19 protein-coding genes, 2 tRNA genes and 1 other RNA gene are annotated in these 15,953 nt (G+C 43.8%); 7 read left to right on the top strand and 15 right to left on the bottom strand.

Going from position 1 to position 15,953, the window contains the following annotated elements; genetic code table 11:
• Positions 1–220: 220 nt before the first annotated feature.
• A tRNA-His gene (locus BME93_03985) sits at positions 221–603 on the bottom strand.
• The gene (locus BME93_03990) at positions 365–517 is read left to right on the top strand and encodes a hypothetical protein (GenBank protein ATZ61264.2); all 153 of its coding nucleotides are present in this window, start codon (positions 365–367) and stop codon (positions 515–517) included. The two genes, BME93_03985 and BME93_03990, sit on opposite strands and share 153 nt — an antisense overlap.
• 146 nt (positions 604–749) lie before the next feature.
• Positions 750–1,628: an ABC transporter substrate-binding protein gene (locus BME93_03980; protein ATZ61263.2), complete on the top strand. Its 879-nt coding sequence runs from the start codon at positions 750–752 to the stop codon at positions 1,626–1,628.
• Positions 1,629–1,645: 17 nt separating this feature from the next.
• Complete coding sequence (locus BME93_03975; GenBank protein ATZ61262.2) at positions 1,646–2,557, top strand: UbiA family prenyltransferase; 912 nt, start codon at positions 1,646–1,648, stop codon at positions 2,555–2,557.
• A gap of 38 nt (positions 2,558–2,595) precedes the next feature.
• On the top strand, positions 2,596–3,834 hold the full coding sequence (locus tag BME93_03970) for a radical SAM protein (protein ATZ61261.2): 1,239 nt from the start codon (positions 2,596–2,598) through the stop codon (positions 3,832–3,834).
• A gap of 15 nt (positions 3,835–3,849) precedes the next feature.
• Positions 3,850–4,971 (top strand): NAD(P)/FAD-dependent oxidoreductase, encoded by a 1,122-nt coding sequence (locus BME93_03965; protein ID ATZ61260.2) that lies wholly within the window; start codon positions 3,850–3,852, stop codon positions 4,969–4,971.
• Between the two features lies 1 nt (position 4,972).
• Here the strand turns inward: BME93_03965 and BME93_03960 are convergent, their stop codons facing one another.
• From BME93_03960 to BME93_03945, 4 genes are all read right to left on the bottom strand, one after another.
• The gene (locus BME93_03960) at positions 4,973–5,959 is read right to left on the bottom strand and encodes a radical SAM protein (GenBank protein ID ATZ61259.2); all 987 of its coding nucleotides are present in this window, start codon (positions 5,957–5,959) and stop codon (positions 4,973–4,975) included.
• A 1-nt stretch (position 5,960) separates the two neighbouring features.
• Positions 5,961–7,151, bottom strand: coding sequence for a radical SAM protein (locus BME93_03955; protein ATZ61258.2), 1,191 nt, complete (start codon positions 7,149–7,151; stop codon positions 5,961–5,963).
• A 12-nt stretch (positions 7,152–7,163) separates the two neighbouring features.
• A complete protein-coding gene (locus BME93_03950; GenBank protein ATZ61257.2) occupies positions 7,164–8,354 on the bottom strand; it encodes a radical SAM protein in 1,191 nt (396 codons plus the stop codon).
• Between the two features lie 25 nt (positions 8,355–8,379).
• A tRNA-Ser gene (locus BME93_03945) sits at positions 8,380–8,465 on the bottom strand.
• Between the two features lie 58 nt (positions 8,466–8,523).
• Here BME93_03945 and BME93_03940 point away from each other — a divergent pair.
• A complete protein-coding gene (locus BME93_03940) occupies positions 8,524–8,838 on the top strand; it encodes a MoaD/ThiS family protein (GenBank protein ID ATZ61255.2) in 315 nt (104 codons plus the stop codon).
• 358 nt (positions 8,839–9,196) lie between these two features.
• On the opposite strand, the gene BME93_03935 is transcribed toward BME93_03940, so the two are convergent.
• The 3 genes from BME93_03935 to rnpB form a co-directional block, all read right to left on the bottom strand.
• Positions 9,197–9,736, bottom strand: coding sequence for a HEPN domain-containing protein (locus BME93_03935; protein ID ATZ61254.2), 540 nt, complete (start codon positions 9,734–9,736; stop codon positions 9,197–9,199).
• Positions 9,726–10,298 carry a nucleotidyltransferase domain-containing protein gene (locus BME93_03930; GenBank protein ID ATZ61253.2) on the bottom strand — a complete coding sequence of 191 codons (573 nt, stop codon included), beginning with the start codon at positions 10,296–10,298 and terminating at the stop codon, positions 9,726–9,728. Before BME93_03930 ends, BME93_03935 begins: the two co-directional genes overlap by 11 nt.
• Positions 10,299–10,486: 188 nt before the next feature.
• An RNA gene (gene rnpB, locus BME93_03925) (RNase P RNA component) lies at positions 10,487–10,887 on the bottom strand.
• A 73-nt stretch (positions 10,888–10,960) separates the two neighbouring features.
• Between rnpB and BME93_03920 the strand changes: the two genes are divergently transcribed.
• Positions 10,961–11,569: a TIGR00296 family protein gene (locus BME93_03920; protein ATZ61252.2), complete on the top strand. Its 609-nt coding sequence runs from the start codon at positions 10,961–10,963 to the stop codon at positions 11,567–11,569.
• On the opposite strand, the gene phoU is transcribed toward BME93_03920, so the two are convergent.
• From phoU to BME93_03885, 7 genes are all read right to left on the bottom strand, one after another.
• On the bottom strand, positions 11,541–12,197 hold the full coding sequence (phoU, locus tag BME93_03915; GenBank protein ID ATZ61251.2) for a phosphate signaling complex protein PhoU: 657 nt from the start codon (positions 12,195–12,197) through the stop codon (positions 11,541–11,543). The genes BME93_03920 and phoU overlap by 29 nt on opposite strands.
• A gap of 13 nt (positions 12,198–12,210) precedes the next feature.
• On the bottom strand, positions 12,211–12,972 hold the full coding sequence (gene pstB / locus BME93_03910) for a phosphate ABC transporter ATP-binding protein PstB (protein ID ATZ61250.2): 762 nt from the start codon (positions 12,970–12,972) through the stop codon (positions 12,211–12,213).
• A complete protein-coding gene (locus BME93_03905) occupies positions 12,969–13,442 on the bottom strand; it encodes a hypothetical protein (protein ID ATZ61249.2) in 474 nt (157 codons plus the stop codon). Before BME93_03905 ends, pstB begins: the two co-directional genes overlap by 4 nt.
• 2 nt (positions 13,443–13,444) lie before the next feature.
• Positions 13,445–14,269, bottom strand: a complete 825-nt coding sequence (gene pstA, locus BME93_03900; protein ID ATZ61248.2) for a phosphate ABC transporter permease PstA — start codon at positions 14,267–14,269, stop codon at positions 13,445–13,447.
• Positions 14,266–15,120 (bottom strand): phosphate ABC transporter permease subunit PstC, encoded by an 855-nt coding sequence (gene pstC / locus BME93_03895; protein ID ATZ61786.2) that lies wholly within the window; start codon positions 15,118–15,120, stop codon positions 14,266–14,268. Before pstC ends, pstA begins: the two co-directional genes overlap by 4 nt.
• A gap of 131 nt (positions 15,121–15,251) precedes the next feature.
• A complete protein-coding gene (locus BME93_03890; protein ATZ61247.2) occupies positions 15,252–15,740 on the bottom strand; it encodes a substrate-binding domain-containing protein in 489 nt (162 codons plus the stop codon).
• Complete coding sequence (locus tag BME93_03885; protein ID ATZ61246.2) at positions 15,731–15,946, bottom strand: hypothetical protein; 216 nt, start codon at positions 15,944–15,946, stop codon at positions 15,731–15,733. Before BME93_03885 ends, BME93_03890 begins: the two co-directional genes overlap by 10 nt.
• Positions 15,947–15,953 lie beyond the last annotated feature (7 nt).

Genomic DNA, 15,953 nt, shown 5'->3' with positions numbered 1-15,953 from the left:
GAAGTATTTTACCGATCGGAATTGACCGAATTGTTGGGGGTAAACGTCAGACATGAAATAGCTCACGTCTCCACTTGACACCATTGTATATGATTTATGACCATATAATGATTTTGCTATCCTGGGACCATGTAGGACCTCAGAAATGCTATTTGAATCGCTTATATAAAGCGTGCATTACCTACTCTATGCCAGTATTTAAGAGTTACGGTAACCATGAGGCCGGGGCCGAGATTTGAACCCGGGTCATAGGATCTCTGCACATCCCTCAAAAGGGTTGATCGTCAACCTGCAGACAGGAGTCTCTACTTCGTAGAGACCCTCTCACTGCCGACTAAATCCGGAGATTTAGACGGAGTGGCAGATGTTCCATCTGCCACACGGAGCAGTGAGCAGGTTAATCATCAGAACGACGTATCTCGCTCCGCTCGATACGTCATATGGTCCTACTGAGCGAGCATATGCGAACGAACGTAGGGCGTTTTTGATCAACCTTTACCTCTGCTACGCAGAGTAAAGTTGTTTCTGCAAAGCAGGAACGACCTTTTTATTTAAAAAGGTTGTGCCACAGTCCCATAGGATAGCCAACTACCCCACCCCGGCATGTGCACACATCCAATGCGTTACACTAAAATAAGCTTTTGCTCTAAAACATATTTTGTGGAAATTTGATGTTGAATGGGCACGGAATAATCGGTAAACTTTTAAAGCGAAAACACTAACTAATTCCAACTCTTGGAGGTACTACATTGTTAATCAATATTGGACTTATCAGGGGAGTATGCCAGATGCCCGCATACATAGCACACGAGAAGGGGTTTTTCAAAGAGCTGGGCTTGGATATCTCATACTCCATTAACCCCGCAGCTTGGGTATTGCCCGCCAAACTTATTTCTGGTGAGATATCCTTTGGAATCATTCCCTGGACACGGACAGTGAGCGCGAGAGATAATGGAGACGACATGGTCGTAATCGCTGGTTCCGGATATGAGGAGGCGGCTACGGTAGTTCGAAGAGACTCTGGGATAACCCGCCTTTCCGAACTAAAGGGAAAAAGAATTTCACTTCCAGCCGAAGGTGGTATGAAGGACCTGACATCACAAGCTTTGTTCAAAAAATACGATATAACTCCAGAGAACACAGAAATTATACGGCTTCCAAGTGGGGATGCGGCCATGCTTTCTCTGCTAAGCGGCAGGGCAGATGCCACAACCAACGTAGAGCCCTATGCCACAATGGCAGTTAAACTAGGAATAGGCAAGGTAATCGCCAGAGGTAAAGACGTGTTACCAAAAACGCCAGGCTGTAGCATCACTACTACCAATGAGTTTATTCAAGACCACCCCGAGATGACGTTAAATTTTTTAAAGGCGATCCTAAAAGCAGAGGAATTTTGTAATAAAGAGGCAGTAGAGGCAGCAGAAATCAGCTCCAAATACACCGGAATTTCCGCCGAGATTATACGAGAGGCTCTAAAATACAATCAGCCCCGCATTGATATAACCGGCAGCATAGACGCGATGATGCGAATTGTAAGACTGATGAAAGAGTTGAGATATATCGAAACGATGTCTCAAGATTTTTATAATTTCGAATTGCTCAAAAAGGCAATAGCTGAGTTGAAGTAGTCATGGGGCAATCTCTTTTGGATATAGGGTTTGGTGTAGCTGGACCGACAGGCAAGGGACCGTGGAGCAAAATTCTTGCAATCCTTTGCGTCCATCGAGTGCTGTGGCTTCCCTGGGGCGCTCTGTGTGCCAGCACCGGAGCACTTCTATTTATGGCACAGGGAGCCCCCCTTCTCCCATTATGGAAGCTTATTTTGGGCATCTTTGCAGCAGGCTTACTTACAAGAGTGATTTCTCAGGCCGATATGTTATACGACTGGTGGACAGGGGAGGATGAACGCCTTGGTCCGCCAAATTCAACCCTCCCTCTGGTAACCGGGCTCCTCTCACCGAAAACCGTCTTCTTCTTCATGGTAGTTGAGACGATATTCTGTCTGTGGGTTGCCCTCTTCATATTTAATCCAACCACCTTTTTGTTGGCGGTCCTAATGCTCATCTGGGGGCTGACATACTCCGCAAGCCCACCTTTAAAAAGGCTGACAGAACTGCAACGGCGCATTTACCGCTCCCTGAGCGGGCTTATAGTTCTGGGCGGCATCGCCATGGTGGCCCCAGAAAGGATTATCTCATGGGAAACTTTTGTGGTTTCTCTGGCAATTATAATAGGCTGCCTGTCCTACCACGATAAAGATTCGATGCGCTTTACACCGTTAACGCCAAAGGAAACGATATCATTCACGGTTGTTATGAGCATATTTGAATACTTATGGCTCATGGTGCTCTGGCAAACCTTTGCATTGAACTGGGCGTTCTTAATGCTGTACGTTGGGCTGGCAATTTTCAAAATTAGGGCGATTTCCCGTGCTTACAATCACCATGGAGAGCATAAAGCCCATATTAAACTGACACACGTAGGCGTTATAAACTACACTATCATGCTCATCATAATCAATATGGCTGCGGCTTATAATATTCTCGCTTCCGTGTGAGTGACGCCATTAATCATCGAAAGCTTTTTCCAATTGAATTGTCCAACTTAATAGAAACTGCAGGGGGAGTTACACTGGAATTATCAATCTATAAGGGTCCGGGCTTTGAGATTTTACTTGAAGTGACGGGCAGAAATGCCCAGATGAAGGCAAGAGGTCCGCTCTCAAAAGTAGTAGGATATATCCCCAAAGGGTTTAATAGGAGTGCATCACTGGAAAAGATAGCAGCTGTTCGGAAAGAAGACGTCGTAATCTCTTATGCAATGCCGCCCGTGCCGAGCGCACCTTTTAAAAGGCTTGTGAAGGCACAGATTAATCGCCTCCTTTTGCGAAGCTCCATGCCAGAGAGTTTGATGTTATTGGTCACGGCCAGATGCCAATGCAAATGCAAGCATTGTATATTTCACGGTTTTGAAAAAGGACGCGAGCTTTCCACTGAAGAATTTTATAGCGTGATAGACCAGGCCCTTGAACTTGGAGCGTACCACGTAAGCTTTGAGGGCGGGGAGCCAACGCTCCGGGACGATATATTTGATTTGATCGATCATGTCGATAAAAATATGGCCTCTACCCACCTGATAACGAATGGCCTCCGCTTGACAAAAGAATATGTACGGAAGCTGAAGAAGGCAGGACTCGAATACCTTCACGTCAGTCTTGATAGCCCCTATCAAGAGGGACATGATGAGTTCAGAGGGGTTGAAGGGACGTTTGAAAAGGCCTCTGCAGGAGTTAAGTATGGTGTCGAAGAGGGGTTGATAGGGATAGTCGAATATACCGCCACCCCCTACAACTCTGATTTTGAAACGTTAGAAGAGCTATACGGACATTGCAGGTCGCTCGGAGTACATGAGATTTTAATTAGTGATGTGGTTCCAGGAGGGAGGTGGGAACACCATGAAGACAATATTGTAAAGAAAGAGGATTATGATGGGATAGTTGCGTTTAGAGATGAGGCAAATAAGAGAAAAGATGGCCCACGAGTATCTACTTCTTTCTCATACAGAGACCCGAAGGTCATGGGATGTTTCGCGGGCAGAAGATGGGTATGGGTAACGTCAACTGGTGAAGTGATGCCCTGTCTGCATGTCCATCTTTCCTTTGGAAATGTGCGCGATCTAAGCCTGAAGAGCATCTGGAAAAAGATAAGAGGGGACCCTTTGTTTAGTAAAAAACCCGAAACATGCGCATGGAGAGACCCGATGTATAGGGCTCATTCAAACCAAATTGAGACCGCACTTAAAGAAGAAACTTTACCATACAGGACGGGGAAATAGACAGGGACGAATCCCATGAAATACGATGTAATAGTGATGGGGGCAAGTCCTGCCGGACTGATGGCCGCATGGAGAGCCGCAAGGGACGGGGCCGAAGTCCTGCTCCTGGAGGGGAGAGAAAGTTTCAACTCCGACCAAAGCCCAGCAGATACCTCTTTTGATGGCTTTTTTAAGATGATCGGACTTGAGCCCAAAAAAGAATACATCATCCACAGGGTCAAAGGAATGAATATAGTCTCTCCCTTTGGGACGGTCATAACAATAGATGCCCCTGGATTCTCAATGGATAGGAAAAAGTTTGACGCCCATTATGCTGAGATGGCAAGAGATGCCGGTGCAGAAATCAAAATGGATTCCAGGGCCATATCCTTCAATGGTGGAGAAGTGGTTGTGAAAGAGGAGGGGATCAAGAAAGAATACGAGAGAGATATTGTTATATGTGCTTCAGGCAACTCCGAAATCGTTAAAAAAGCGGGGTTAAAGACGATGAGGCATCCGAAAGACCTTGCATATGCAATCCAGGCTGAGATTGAGGAGGTGGATGTCGACGAAAATTATTTCCACTACTTCTTAGGTAAGGACGTTGCGCCTGGCTGGAAAGCCACGATTTCTCCAAAAGGAGACGGCAAAGCAAGCGTTGGAGCATTTGTAAGGGGAGCTGGGCCAAAAAAGTATTTTGATATATTTATGCAGCGCGACATGTTTGACAGGTCCAAAGTCCTTAGCATATCGCATGGAGCAGACCAAATAATCACAATGCCCAATGAGATAGTGGGTGATGGGCTGATGGTTGTAGGGGGGGCTGCTGGACAGGCCGGCATTCCTTACGGAATGGCTGCTGGCATGCTTTGCGGAGAGGTCGCTGCAGAAGCTGTGAAGATAGGAGACCCTTCCAAGAGGTTCCTTTCTAAGTACGAGAAGGAGTGGAAGAAGAGGTTTTTAAATCATTATAAGGCTGGACGTTTTGGCTTAAAGACCATAGAAAAGATGTCTGATGCAGAGCTTGATGAGACGATGAAGGCTTTAAAGGGCGTGAACATATCCCAGGTGCTCTCAAAACATAACACCATGAGCATGGGGCTCCTCCTTCTATGGAAGAATCCAAAGTTGATAAGATTTGCAAAATATCTTCTTTAGACTACCTGATGCCATTCAGTATTCTAATGCCATTTAGTATTGCTTCAGGTTTTAATGAATAGAGGAGGCTTAATTCAACATGTCCAAAAAACAGACACCCTTTACATTTCATCGATATTTTTTCCCTCCTCTCTTTTGAAGAGCTCCATGCATTGCCCAGCCCATCCTTGATGTTGCCCATGCTTTCTCTGTGAACCCTGCAGTTTTCTATCCTGCCATCCGATGAAACATGAAGAATGACTTTATTGGCGTGACATTTGAAATCTGGGCTTAGATTTTTTATAATTTTAAGATATGTGTTGGAGTTAATAATCGGGGCGCCCTCTTTTTTCAATTCAATTATCCTGTCAACGGTCTTCCCGTATCTGTCTATATCTCTTATCCCTATCTCTTCCCACACTTCTTGAGAGATTCCCTGGTATTCATAGATGGGTTCAAATGATATCCATCCTCCCATCTCTCGGGCTAAATATATCAGCTCCTCAATCTCGTCCAAATTCTTTCCGCTGATGACGCAGTTGATTAAGGTGGGGATTTTCATATCTCTTGCCCCTTTGATTCCATCCAGCACCTCATCCAACTTGATGCCCCTCAGTTCCTCGAAGGATTGATAGCCATCCACAGAAACAGACAGGTAGTCAAGGTCTGAGAGCTCCCCAATCCTTTTTTTCAACAGGACTCCATTGGTTACAAGGGATGTCATCATCCCAAGGTGATGAGCATGTTCAAGGATTTCTGGAAGATCCTTCCTCAAGAGAGGTTCTGTGGTCCATGCGTTGTAGAGTAGTATTCCCAAAGATTTTGCCGCTTTAAGAAGACTAAATATCTCCTCTCTGCTCATTTCTCCCCTGTCTTCTTTCCAGTATGGGCAAAATTTACAGCGCAGATTGCATTTCGAATTGATTCCATGAGAAAGAATTAGGGGCCTGTTTTCAATTTTCAACCGCCAAAGAGCTTTTAACCAGATAGGGTATGCGGGAGTCCTCATATTAAACAAACTCCTCAATAGGATAAGGTAAAACAGCGTCTTCTGGAATATTTTTTAGATATCTTTCCCTATATGCGGAGTCCTCATGTGCACATTTCTCTGGCTTTTTGCTGAAGAGTGGGTGCTTTCTAATTTTACTCCAAATCTTTGATAATTTTTCCTTCCTCACATTGCCGAAGGAGATGGGAGTATGCATGCAGGGCATGACCTCTCCGCTGGGAGAGATGTAGCACCATTTTCTGCCTGCAAAGCATCCAAAAAAACCAGGTCTTCTTAACTGGAAAAGGTTCGTGATAAAATTCTTCCCTTTCTTTTCGGCTACCTCTTTCTGAAACCTGATTATTTCTTCCTCCTGCTCTTCACCTAAGACGTCTTTACCTGCCCATTTTCCACCTGAAACAATTTTGTCGATCATCAGCTCAAAGACGCCGAGCTCTTCACAGTAATCCGCCATCCTTTCCAAACTCTTTCTATCACAATTTTCTGGATTTGCGATATATAAAACGCCAGTTAGAATTCCCACATCTACAGAATTTTTTATCCCTTCTGTAGCGCAATCAAAAAGCCCTTCAACGCCTCTGAACTCATCGTGTTTCTCCCGATAGGGGCTATCTATACTTACATTTATGTAATCCGCCCCGTGCTCCTTGAGCTTCTTGACATAATCCTTGGATAAATGCTGGCCATTTGTCACAATCATTGAAGTGGCCTTGCTTTTGTCGATATACTCGATAAGGTCGGTGAGGTCTTTTCTTAAAGTTGGCTCGCCGCCCTCAAAAGTGATTTGAGATACGCCAAGCTCCAGTGCCTGGTCAATAACATCGAATATCTCGTTCTTAGATAGCTCTACTCCTTCATCCATTTTATGCGCCAGACAGTGCTCGCAATTGCACTGACACTCTCCTGTAACCATAATCGTCAGGTTGTCCGGACTATGAAGTCCAAAGGCTCTTTTTATTTGAGAGAATACCAGCCTTTTAAAAGGTGCGCTCGGCACAGGAGGGAAGGCGGTTGAAAGATATAGTTTGTCCCCTCTTATGTCAGCTGGGACGCTTTTCAAATACTCATCAAACTTCTTCTCCACTTTTCCGAGGAAGGGAGAAAGTAGCCCTTTGGTCTTTATTCTCATCCCGGTGCCTGTATAGTCCAAAATCAGCTTAAATAGGATTGAATTATACGCGACAAATTTCATATTAATCAACCTTCAAATGATGTCTTTGTAGTTAATGGGAAGCTCGGAAGCGGAAAATTTATCGATATATTTCGACCTGAATTCCGCATCGAGCATCACGCAGGACCTCTTCTGCTTAAATTCCTTAAATTGACACATCCGCCTCCATATCCTTTCCACACTTTCTTCCCTGATATTCCCAAAAGAGATTGGCACATATGTGCAGGGAGTCAAATCTCCTGAGTGTATCAAGTTCAGCCATCTCCTGCCTGCCATACAGCCAAAGAGCTCTGGAGATTCAAAGACGCCGTTGTAGAATATTCTCGACCCCTCTTTAGAAGAGTTTGCTTTACAGTACAGTTCCCTGATTACCCTTCTGTGCTTATCCTCCAGAATTATATCCTTCCTATCTTTGTAGTTCCAGGTTGGGTGGCTTTCCCAGATGGATAACTCATGAACTCCGACCCTGGATGCAAGTTTATATATCCCCACAAGTCTTCCGCTCTCCACAAGTTTTGGGGTCACGTGTGTATGCATGGAGACATAGAGGCCGTTCTCCACCGCATTTTTCATGCCGTTTATAGCCTTATCAAATGCTCCTTTTTGTCCCCTCGCAGCATCATGCTCTTCCGGGTTGGGGCTTTTAATACCTATTATTACAGCGTATACTCCGTGCTCTTTCAGTTCCGCTGCTGCCTCATCTGTCAATAAGGGACCAGGGGTAAAAACGCTTGCAATGGACTTTTTCTTGTCCACGTAATCTATGAGTTCGAAAAGGTCCTCCCTTAAAAGCGGGTCCCCTTCTGCAAATCCAATTGTAATCGCCCCAAGGTCTTGGACTTGCCCTATAAAATTCTTCACATCTTTTGTTTTGAGCTCTTCCCCATGCTCAATTATGTTACATTCACTACACTCAAGCGTACAATCGGAAATATTCATTGAGACTGCCTGGGGAGAGAATTTTCCTCTCAGCAATATATCTATCTCGGCTTTTATAGCTCTTCGGAATGGTTCGCTTGGAATCGGTGGAAGCCATGTGCTTAAAACCACTTCTTCCTCGGTCGCCTTAATTGGCCTCTCATTCCTCAGCATCTTATTTACTTTTTTCAATAAAGGATAGGCCAATTTAGAAAATACGCCTGATGACTTGAGCTCAATGTTATCCTCGGCGATTTCGAGCCAAATTTCCAACCCCTTTTTCTTGTAAATCCCTATTTCAACCATTTCTTCCGCCAGCAGACGAAGTGAGCGCCGGGATTGGGATTTGAACCCAAGTGTCTCGAATGAGACAACAGGTCTCGAGCCTGCCGCGTTAGTCCGCTCTGCCATCCCGGCATATATCTAAAAACACTAAATTTAAATAGCTATCGAGTGTACGTTTGAAAGGTTTATCATGTCCAAGTATAAAAAGAAAGATGCCGAGCGAAAAGGTGCAAAAAAACAGAGAGAGATAGAGGGGAAGCTTATGAGAGAAAATCTGGAAGGGTCGGAGGGGATAAAAGATCACACGAAAGTGACTGTAATTTTGCCAGGCGGTGCAACAAAACGTTTTGACGTTTCTGCAAAGACGAGGTATGATGATATGCTCCTGGGCTTCAATCTAAATCCAGAAATTGTCGTCGTTCTAAAAAATGGGGTTCCAGTACCACTGGATGATGTTGTAGAAGCAGGCGAATTAAGGGTCTTGAAAGTGGTGAGTGGGGGATAGATATATTTAATGAACCCCTTAAAGGCGTATTGGTCCTCCGTTTACTTTATCACGAAACAAAATCTATTGTTATTAACTGTAATTTTGATTTATCAAACGACTCTACGATACTTTTCTTGAATACTCCCTTTTCCATCAAGAAATTGCTTACTTCTTTAATCAGTCTCTTCCAGTTATTAACCTTTATATATTGCCTCCAAATGCGTCTTGATACTTGCAGTCTTTTCTTGATTTGAGGAATATATATATAAGTTTATTCTTTAGAGGTTCCCAAAACTTTTCTATTGAATCATCATTCAGGAAACTAATTAATTTGTTTCCTTCACTGTTGTCTATGATTTCTTTTGGGATTGGCATTTTACCTTTCACCAACCATTAATTTTTCCATCTCTTTTGCAAATTCTTTTGCTCTTTGCAATGAAGTTTTTGCTTTGGATTTCTTTTCAAATTCAACTGTTTTATACTGAAGCATCCCTCTCTTGCTCCTCTCAAAATCAAAAGATTCAATTATTTGGTCAGCCCTTATGCCTGCTAAATTTAATGCTTCTTCTTTTGTTTCTTCATAATTCTCAATTAAAGATTCTTTTAGTTTTTTCCTAACGTAAACTATCAACGCATCGGCTGTAACTTTATGAACAATTTTTTCTCCAACTTTATAACCATATGTTGAAAGAACAGCATTGGCATAATAGAACATAGCATAATAGGAGCAGACAATAGTCCATAAATCAGAAAGTCCTCTTTTTTGAATTTCTTCAGCAACTCGCAGACTTTCTTTTGCATTATTTAAAAAGATATTTATAACATTATTTTCTACTCTTGTTTTTTTCAATAGTCCTTCTGCTAAGTAGGATTTAACATTGCTCTCAGCTTCATTTATCCTTTTTTCACTCAGCATTTTCCAACAACCTGTAATATTCTTCTATTCCAATTAAAATTATGTTATTTTTAATAGCTTCGCTTACTACTGTAAATTCCTTAGTTTTTGCCATATGAATAAACTCTTTATAGGTTACAAACGTTAAATGAATTTTTTCAGGCCATAAAGAGATAACTGATTGAATCTCTTTTTCATCTCCACCTATAATCAATAAATCAATGTCCGAATGTTTTGTTTCTTTTCCGTTAACATGGGAGCCGAACAACAGGGCTATAAATAGGAACGGCAATTCAAAGAGTCTCCTGTGAAGCACCAAAAAATCTTTGTTCCTAAACAAATCTTCTTTTCTTTTGTATTCTGCTTCAAAAATAAGAGGATGAATCTTCTTGTTCAGAGTTGCTTTTTTATTTTTGCCAAATGATTTCAGAGTTATCAATCCTTCTTTTTCAAGATTTCTGATTGTCAGATAGGCATTTTTATAATCAATTCCAGAATATTTGGCTATCTTGGCTATGTTAAGCTCCTCTTCCTGTTTCTCTATCAATACTTTAATAATCTCAATATTATTCCTTTTTACCATAATATTATGGTTATTTCACCATATATTTAAATGTTTTGGTTTGTGGCTTTTCCTGTTTTACTTTAAATTCTATTGTTTATTTAAAGCGATGTTTAGGTTTATTTTGGGGTTATAATCTGCTCTTAGAAAGATTGCCCTCTATGATTTAAAGCGTTTACTTCTATTTTTAATCCCTTAAAAGTCATTGTGAGTGAGGGGAGTAAGCCCCCTTCTGTTTCAGCGGCATTCATCTAAGCGCCATACTTTGGGCATCGGCTGGACTCCTTATCTGCCCATCTTTGGCTTGCACCTACGAGGTTTCGCCGTTCCAGCCACGACATGCACGACCTCATCGTCAAAAATCGCAAAAGCGATTCCCATACTCGAATCATCGCATTGGTGTAGCGTGGTATCGTTTCTGTTCCAGAGCCAAGACTCTCGCCTTGTGTGCTTGCACACACTCATATGTCCAGATGGTGGGGGGACTTTCCTCAACAACCCTTTTCCGCTTGTTCCAGATGGAATATCTGAAACTGCCTGCGAATCTCTGATTCGAGGCAAGCGCAAAAGCGTTGACGGAAAAGGTGTCGGCAGCCGCCCTTCCTCTCTCACAAGTTGTTATTATCCAGAAGAATCATATACCTTTCGTAACTTTTAAACATAACCGAGGAGTCATGAACAACATGTTAAGATTAAAAGATGGCGAACTTGCGATAAAACTCGCTAGAGAAGCGATTGAGGGATATTTAAACGAACGTACCACAATATCACCGAGGCTTTCCGGAAAGTTCATGGAGAAGAGAGGGGTATTTGTAACACTACACAAAGAGGGTTTGCGAGGTTGCATCGGCCAGCCATATCCAGATATGTTCCTTGGTGATGCTATCGTGGATTCCGCCATAAGCGCTGCAGTTAGGGATCCGCGGTTTTCTCCCGTTCAAATAAACGAATTGAAGGAGATTACGATAGAGATTACGATACTCGCACCGCCCAAATTAATAGAGGGCAAGGCAAATGAACGGCCTGAGAAAATACAAATTGGCAAACATGGACTGCTTGTAAAGTTTGCCACGCTTTCTGGCCTGTTGCTCCCTCAGGTGGCGACCGAATACCGCTTTGATGCAAAAAAATTTTTATCCCAGACGTGCATCAAGACAGGGCTGACGCCAGACATGTGGCTGGATGAAAGAGTGAATGTCTACACATTCGAAGGTCAGATTTTTGCCGAGGTTGAGCCGAATGGAGCGGTTGTGGAAAAGAAAATTACCCCAATTTTACCCTTTCACCGGTAACCATGTAGACGACCCTGCCAGCAATATTGCATGCATGGTCTGCCATTCTCTCTATGTGGCTCGCTGCAAATGAGAGATGAGATGCGCCGCCAATCGTGTGTGGGTCTTCGATCATGAGAGTTATCAATTCCCTGCGAACCTGGTCATATAACGCATCCACTATATCATCTTTATCTGATACGCTTCCCACCAACCTGGCGTCATACGTTGCAAATGCTTTTAAGCTGTCTTCCAGCATTTCCAATGTGAGCTCAGACATGCGCGGGATATCGATGAGCGGCTTAACCAATGGTTTGTCAGCCGTTGCAAGCGTGATTTCGGCAATATTTGTGGCAAGGTCGCTCATCCTGTCCAGGTCTGTTATCATCTTCATACAAGTACCGATAACCCTCAGGTCCCCTGCCATCGGCTGCTGTAGTGCTATCAGTTTCATGCATTTGTTCTCTATCTCAAACTCCATCTTATCGACCAGGGGATCGTACTCTTCAATGACTTTGGCAGCTAATTCCTTGTCCTGCTTAGCCAGAGATTGGACGGAATCGTGAATTGCCTTTTTGGCCATATCCCCCATTTTTAAAACGTCTTGTTTTAATTCCTCTAAACTCTGATGATACGTTTTCCTTATCATCGACATCGCCCCCTTATCCAAATTTCCCGGTTATATAATCCTCAGTGCGTTTATCCTGTGGACTTTCGAAGATTTTAGAAGTCGGCCCATACTCTATTAATTCCCCTTTAGTAAAGAAGAATGCGGTATAGTCTGATACCCTTGCCGCCTGCTGCATGTTGTGTGTCACGATTACGATGGTATATTCTTTTTTAAGGTCCTGAATCAGGTCCTCTATTTTAGAGGTGGCATTCGGGTCCAATGCGGAGCAGGGCTCGTCCATTAATATAACTTCTGGCTCTACTGCCAGGGCTCTCGCAATACAGAGCCTCTGCTGCTGACCGCCAGACAATTTCAGCGCAGGTTTGTTTAATCTATCTTTTACTTCCTCCCACAGGGCCGCCTCTTTTATACTTCTCTCCACTATTTCATCTAACTTTTCCCTATCTTTTATCCCATGGATTCTTGGACCATATGCCGCATTGTCGTAGATGCTCATCGGAAATGGATTTGGCTGCTGAAAAACCATGCCAACTCGTTTTCTGAGCTGCACCACATCTATATGGTCGCTATATATATTTACATCATCGAGCAAAACGCCTCCCGTGATGCGCACACCATCTATCAGGTCATTCATGCGGTTTAACGCCCTTATGAACGTCGTTTTCCCGCAGCCAGATGGCCCAATCAGTGCGGTAACCATATTCTTCTTAATCTTAATGCTCACATCCGTCAGAGCTTGATGCCCCCCATACCAGAGGCTTAGATTTGCTGTCTCCATTTTGTTTGTGGTCATAATAATCTCACATCCCTAATTGTCCAGACCAATGTCAACAGCACCCCGATTCCCAGAAAGCACCCGGACATTTTGCCGAGAGACGCCGACAGGGGAGTTCTAGCTTCCTCAATTCCATGTTCTCTCAAGTATTGCGCCACTCTTCCCTCCCATAAACCTGCAAATCCATCGGTGATGGCATCACCCGCAGCTGCCCCAACAATTGCCCCCAGAACCCCTGCAAAACTCGCGCCTATAAGAGCGGCGATTCCCAGGAAGAAGGTATCAACCGAGCCAAATACGATGTCGGCTGAACATGATTTTATCGTTCTTCCGGCGAGTTTTAGAGGAATTAGCGATAAAAGTGCCAGGAGGATGAGGGTAGGTCCCATCATGATTTTGTATTGTATAGTTATCGATAAAAGGCCAATCGCTATCAAAGAAATCACCAGAACGCTTGCAAAACTTACCCGTAAACTTTCTCGTTTCATTTTTATCCCCTTAGAGCCCTGGTATAGTATCTCATAATCAAGTTTGCAGTGAGATTTATGAACAGCACAGTCAAAACTAATACTGCAGCAGTACCATAGGCACGTTCCATAGATAACCCTTCCATGGCCAATATATATAAATGAAATGACATTGGCCTAACTGAGTCGAACAACGATGTTGGCAGTCTTAGAGCGCTGCCGGCAGTGAGCATGATTGCTGCCGTCTCCCCGGCAACCTTCCCCGCTCCCAATATTATGCCTGTAAATATGCCTGCGGCAGCACTTTTTAAGACAACATTTTGTATAGTTTGCCATTTAGTCGCTCCTAAAGATAGACTGCCCTCTCGGTATGAGTTAGGCACGGCTTTTAAAGCCTCTTCAGTGGTCCTGAGAATCATTGGCAAAATCATACATGCCACGGTCAATCCGCCCGATAGAATTGACCACCCGAATCCCAAAAAAATAACAAAAAAAGCGAACCCAAACAGACCAAACAAGATAGATGGTATGCCAGCTAAACATTCTGCCCCTGCTCTGATTATTTTAGTTATGGTACCCCGGTGTGTATACTCAGCCAAATATATCGCACCACCCACCCCAATTGGTGTCGCTATCACTAGAGCTACTACTACCAGAGCTATTGTTCCGATTATTGTTGGAAATATGCCACCTTCTCGCCCCAAAGCTCGCGGCGAATCCAGCAAGAACTCTATGCTTATCATGCCCATACCATTCAGAAGTATATGGCCAATCACAATGACTAAAATAGCGAGCGTTATCAGGCCAGAAGCCCACAATACGCCCATCGCAATTTTACCTGAATTCATGCCATATCCCTCTTTTGTACTATGTTGATTAAGGAAATAGAGAGCAATATTACTACGAACAAGATAATTCCGGTGGCAAATAATGCTTGACGGTGATCTCCGGTGGCGTAAGCCATCTCCAAAGCAATGTTAGCAGTAAGCGCCCTTACCGGATCTAATATGGACCGCGGAAAGATTGGGGCATTGCCCAAGACCATTATGACGGCCATGGTTTCACTTATAGCGCGCCCAAAACCAAGAATCACCCCTGCCGTAATACCGGAGCGTGCGGCAGGCAAAATAACGTTTCTAATGGTCTGCCAATGAGTTGCCCCCAATGCTAATGATGCTTCTTTATAGGTACGCTGCACTGAACGAATAGCATCTTCAGATACGGCGATAACCGTAGGCAATAACATTATTGCCAGTATAATTGAGCCAGCCAATATGCTAAAGCCAGGTCCACCAAAATGCTCTCTTATTATTGGAACAAGTATCACCAGCCCAAAGAAGCCATATACCACCGAAGGGATTCCAAGCAATAGTTCGATGGAGGGTCTAATCACCGACCTTATTCTTTTAGGTGCGATTTCAGCCAAAAATATAGCACAGGCGATCCCCAGAGGCACACCAAGCAGCATAGCACCACAGATAACATAAAAAGTACCAACTATCATGGGGGCGATCCCGAATATTCCTGCCAACGGTCGCCATTCAGCTCCAAGAATGAAATCAAAAAGTCCAACTTTGGCTATAAGTGGCAAACCTTCGCTGAAAATAACCACCGTAATAAGACCGAGGACAAAAATAGCAGCAAGTGCGCTTATGAATAAGACGGACTTGACAATTCGTTCCTTATAATGGCGATACATCTTTGCTTAACCCTCTATTGCTTCCCCTTAGATTATATCATAGTTTTAGAATAAAAAACTCTATCGCTCAACCACCACCCACATATTGGTGTTGTAGTGATAGTGAGCGATAATACTGTTTTTGGTGGCTTTTAGCGAACCGGCACAAGTCCTTTTTCTCTGATTATATCCTGGCCAGCGTCGCTTAAGACAAAGTCTATGAACGCCCTTTCGAGCACTTCTTCACCCAAGGTCAGGAATATATATGGTCTTGCGATTCCAAAATCGCCTGCCAGCACTGATTCGGCAGTCGGCATAACTCCATCTATCTTAACTACTTTTACGGTCTCATCTACACCCCATAATGAGATGTAGGCGATTCCACGTTCAGCACCGACCAAAGCAGCTTTAACACCGCCTGCCCCCACCATAGTGATAGCGCCGGGGAAAATAGGGTTATCATCCATTACCATGTCCTCAAATGCACCCCTTGTTCCTGAGCCTTCTTCTCTGGTTATGACCATAATCGGTGCATCTCTTCCGCCGACCTCTCTCCAGTTGGTGATCTCCCCAGCATATATCTGTCGAAGCTGTTCTGTCGTCAGATCAATGACTGGATTGGCAGGATGGACTATCGCCACAATGCTGTGCTATGTACATCGATTCGTACCTCAGGGTGTATCGCTTCAAATGCCCTGGCTAGTTCCTCAGCTATAGGCGCCACCGAAGTAGATCCTGCTATTACCAGTGTGCCTGTTAGTCCTGGAGCCTCTATGGGAGCCTCTGGAACATTGATACATCCTGCTACGATTGACATTATCATTCCTACTGCTACTACTAATGCCACTATTTTT

This window comes from Methanosarcinales archaeon Met12 (assembly GCA_002813105.2).
Classification (GTDB): Archaea; Halobacteriota; UBA148; order UBA148; family JAJOKI01; genus JAJOKI01.
The sequence above is the reverse complement of the archived record's forward strand: the minus strand, read 5'-3'. Positions and strand labels throughout refer to the sequence as shown.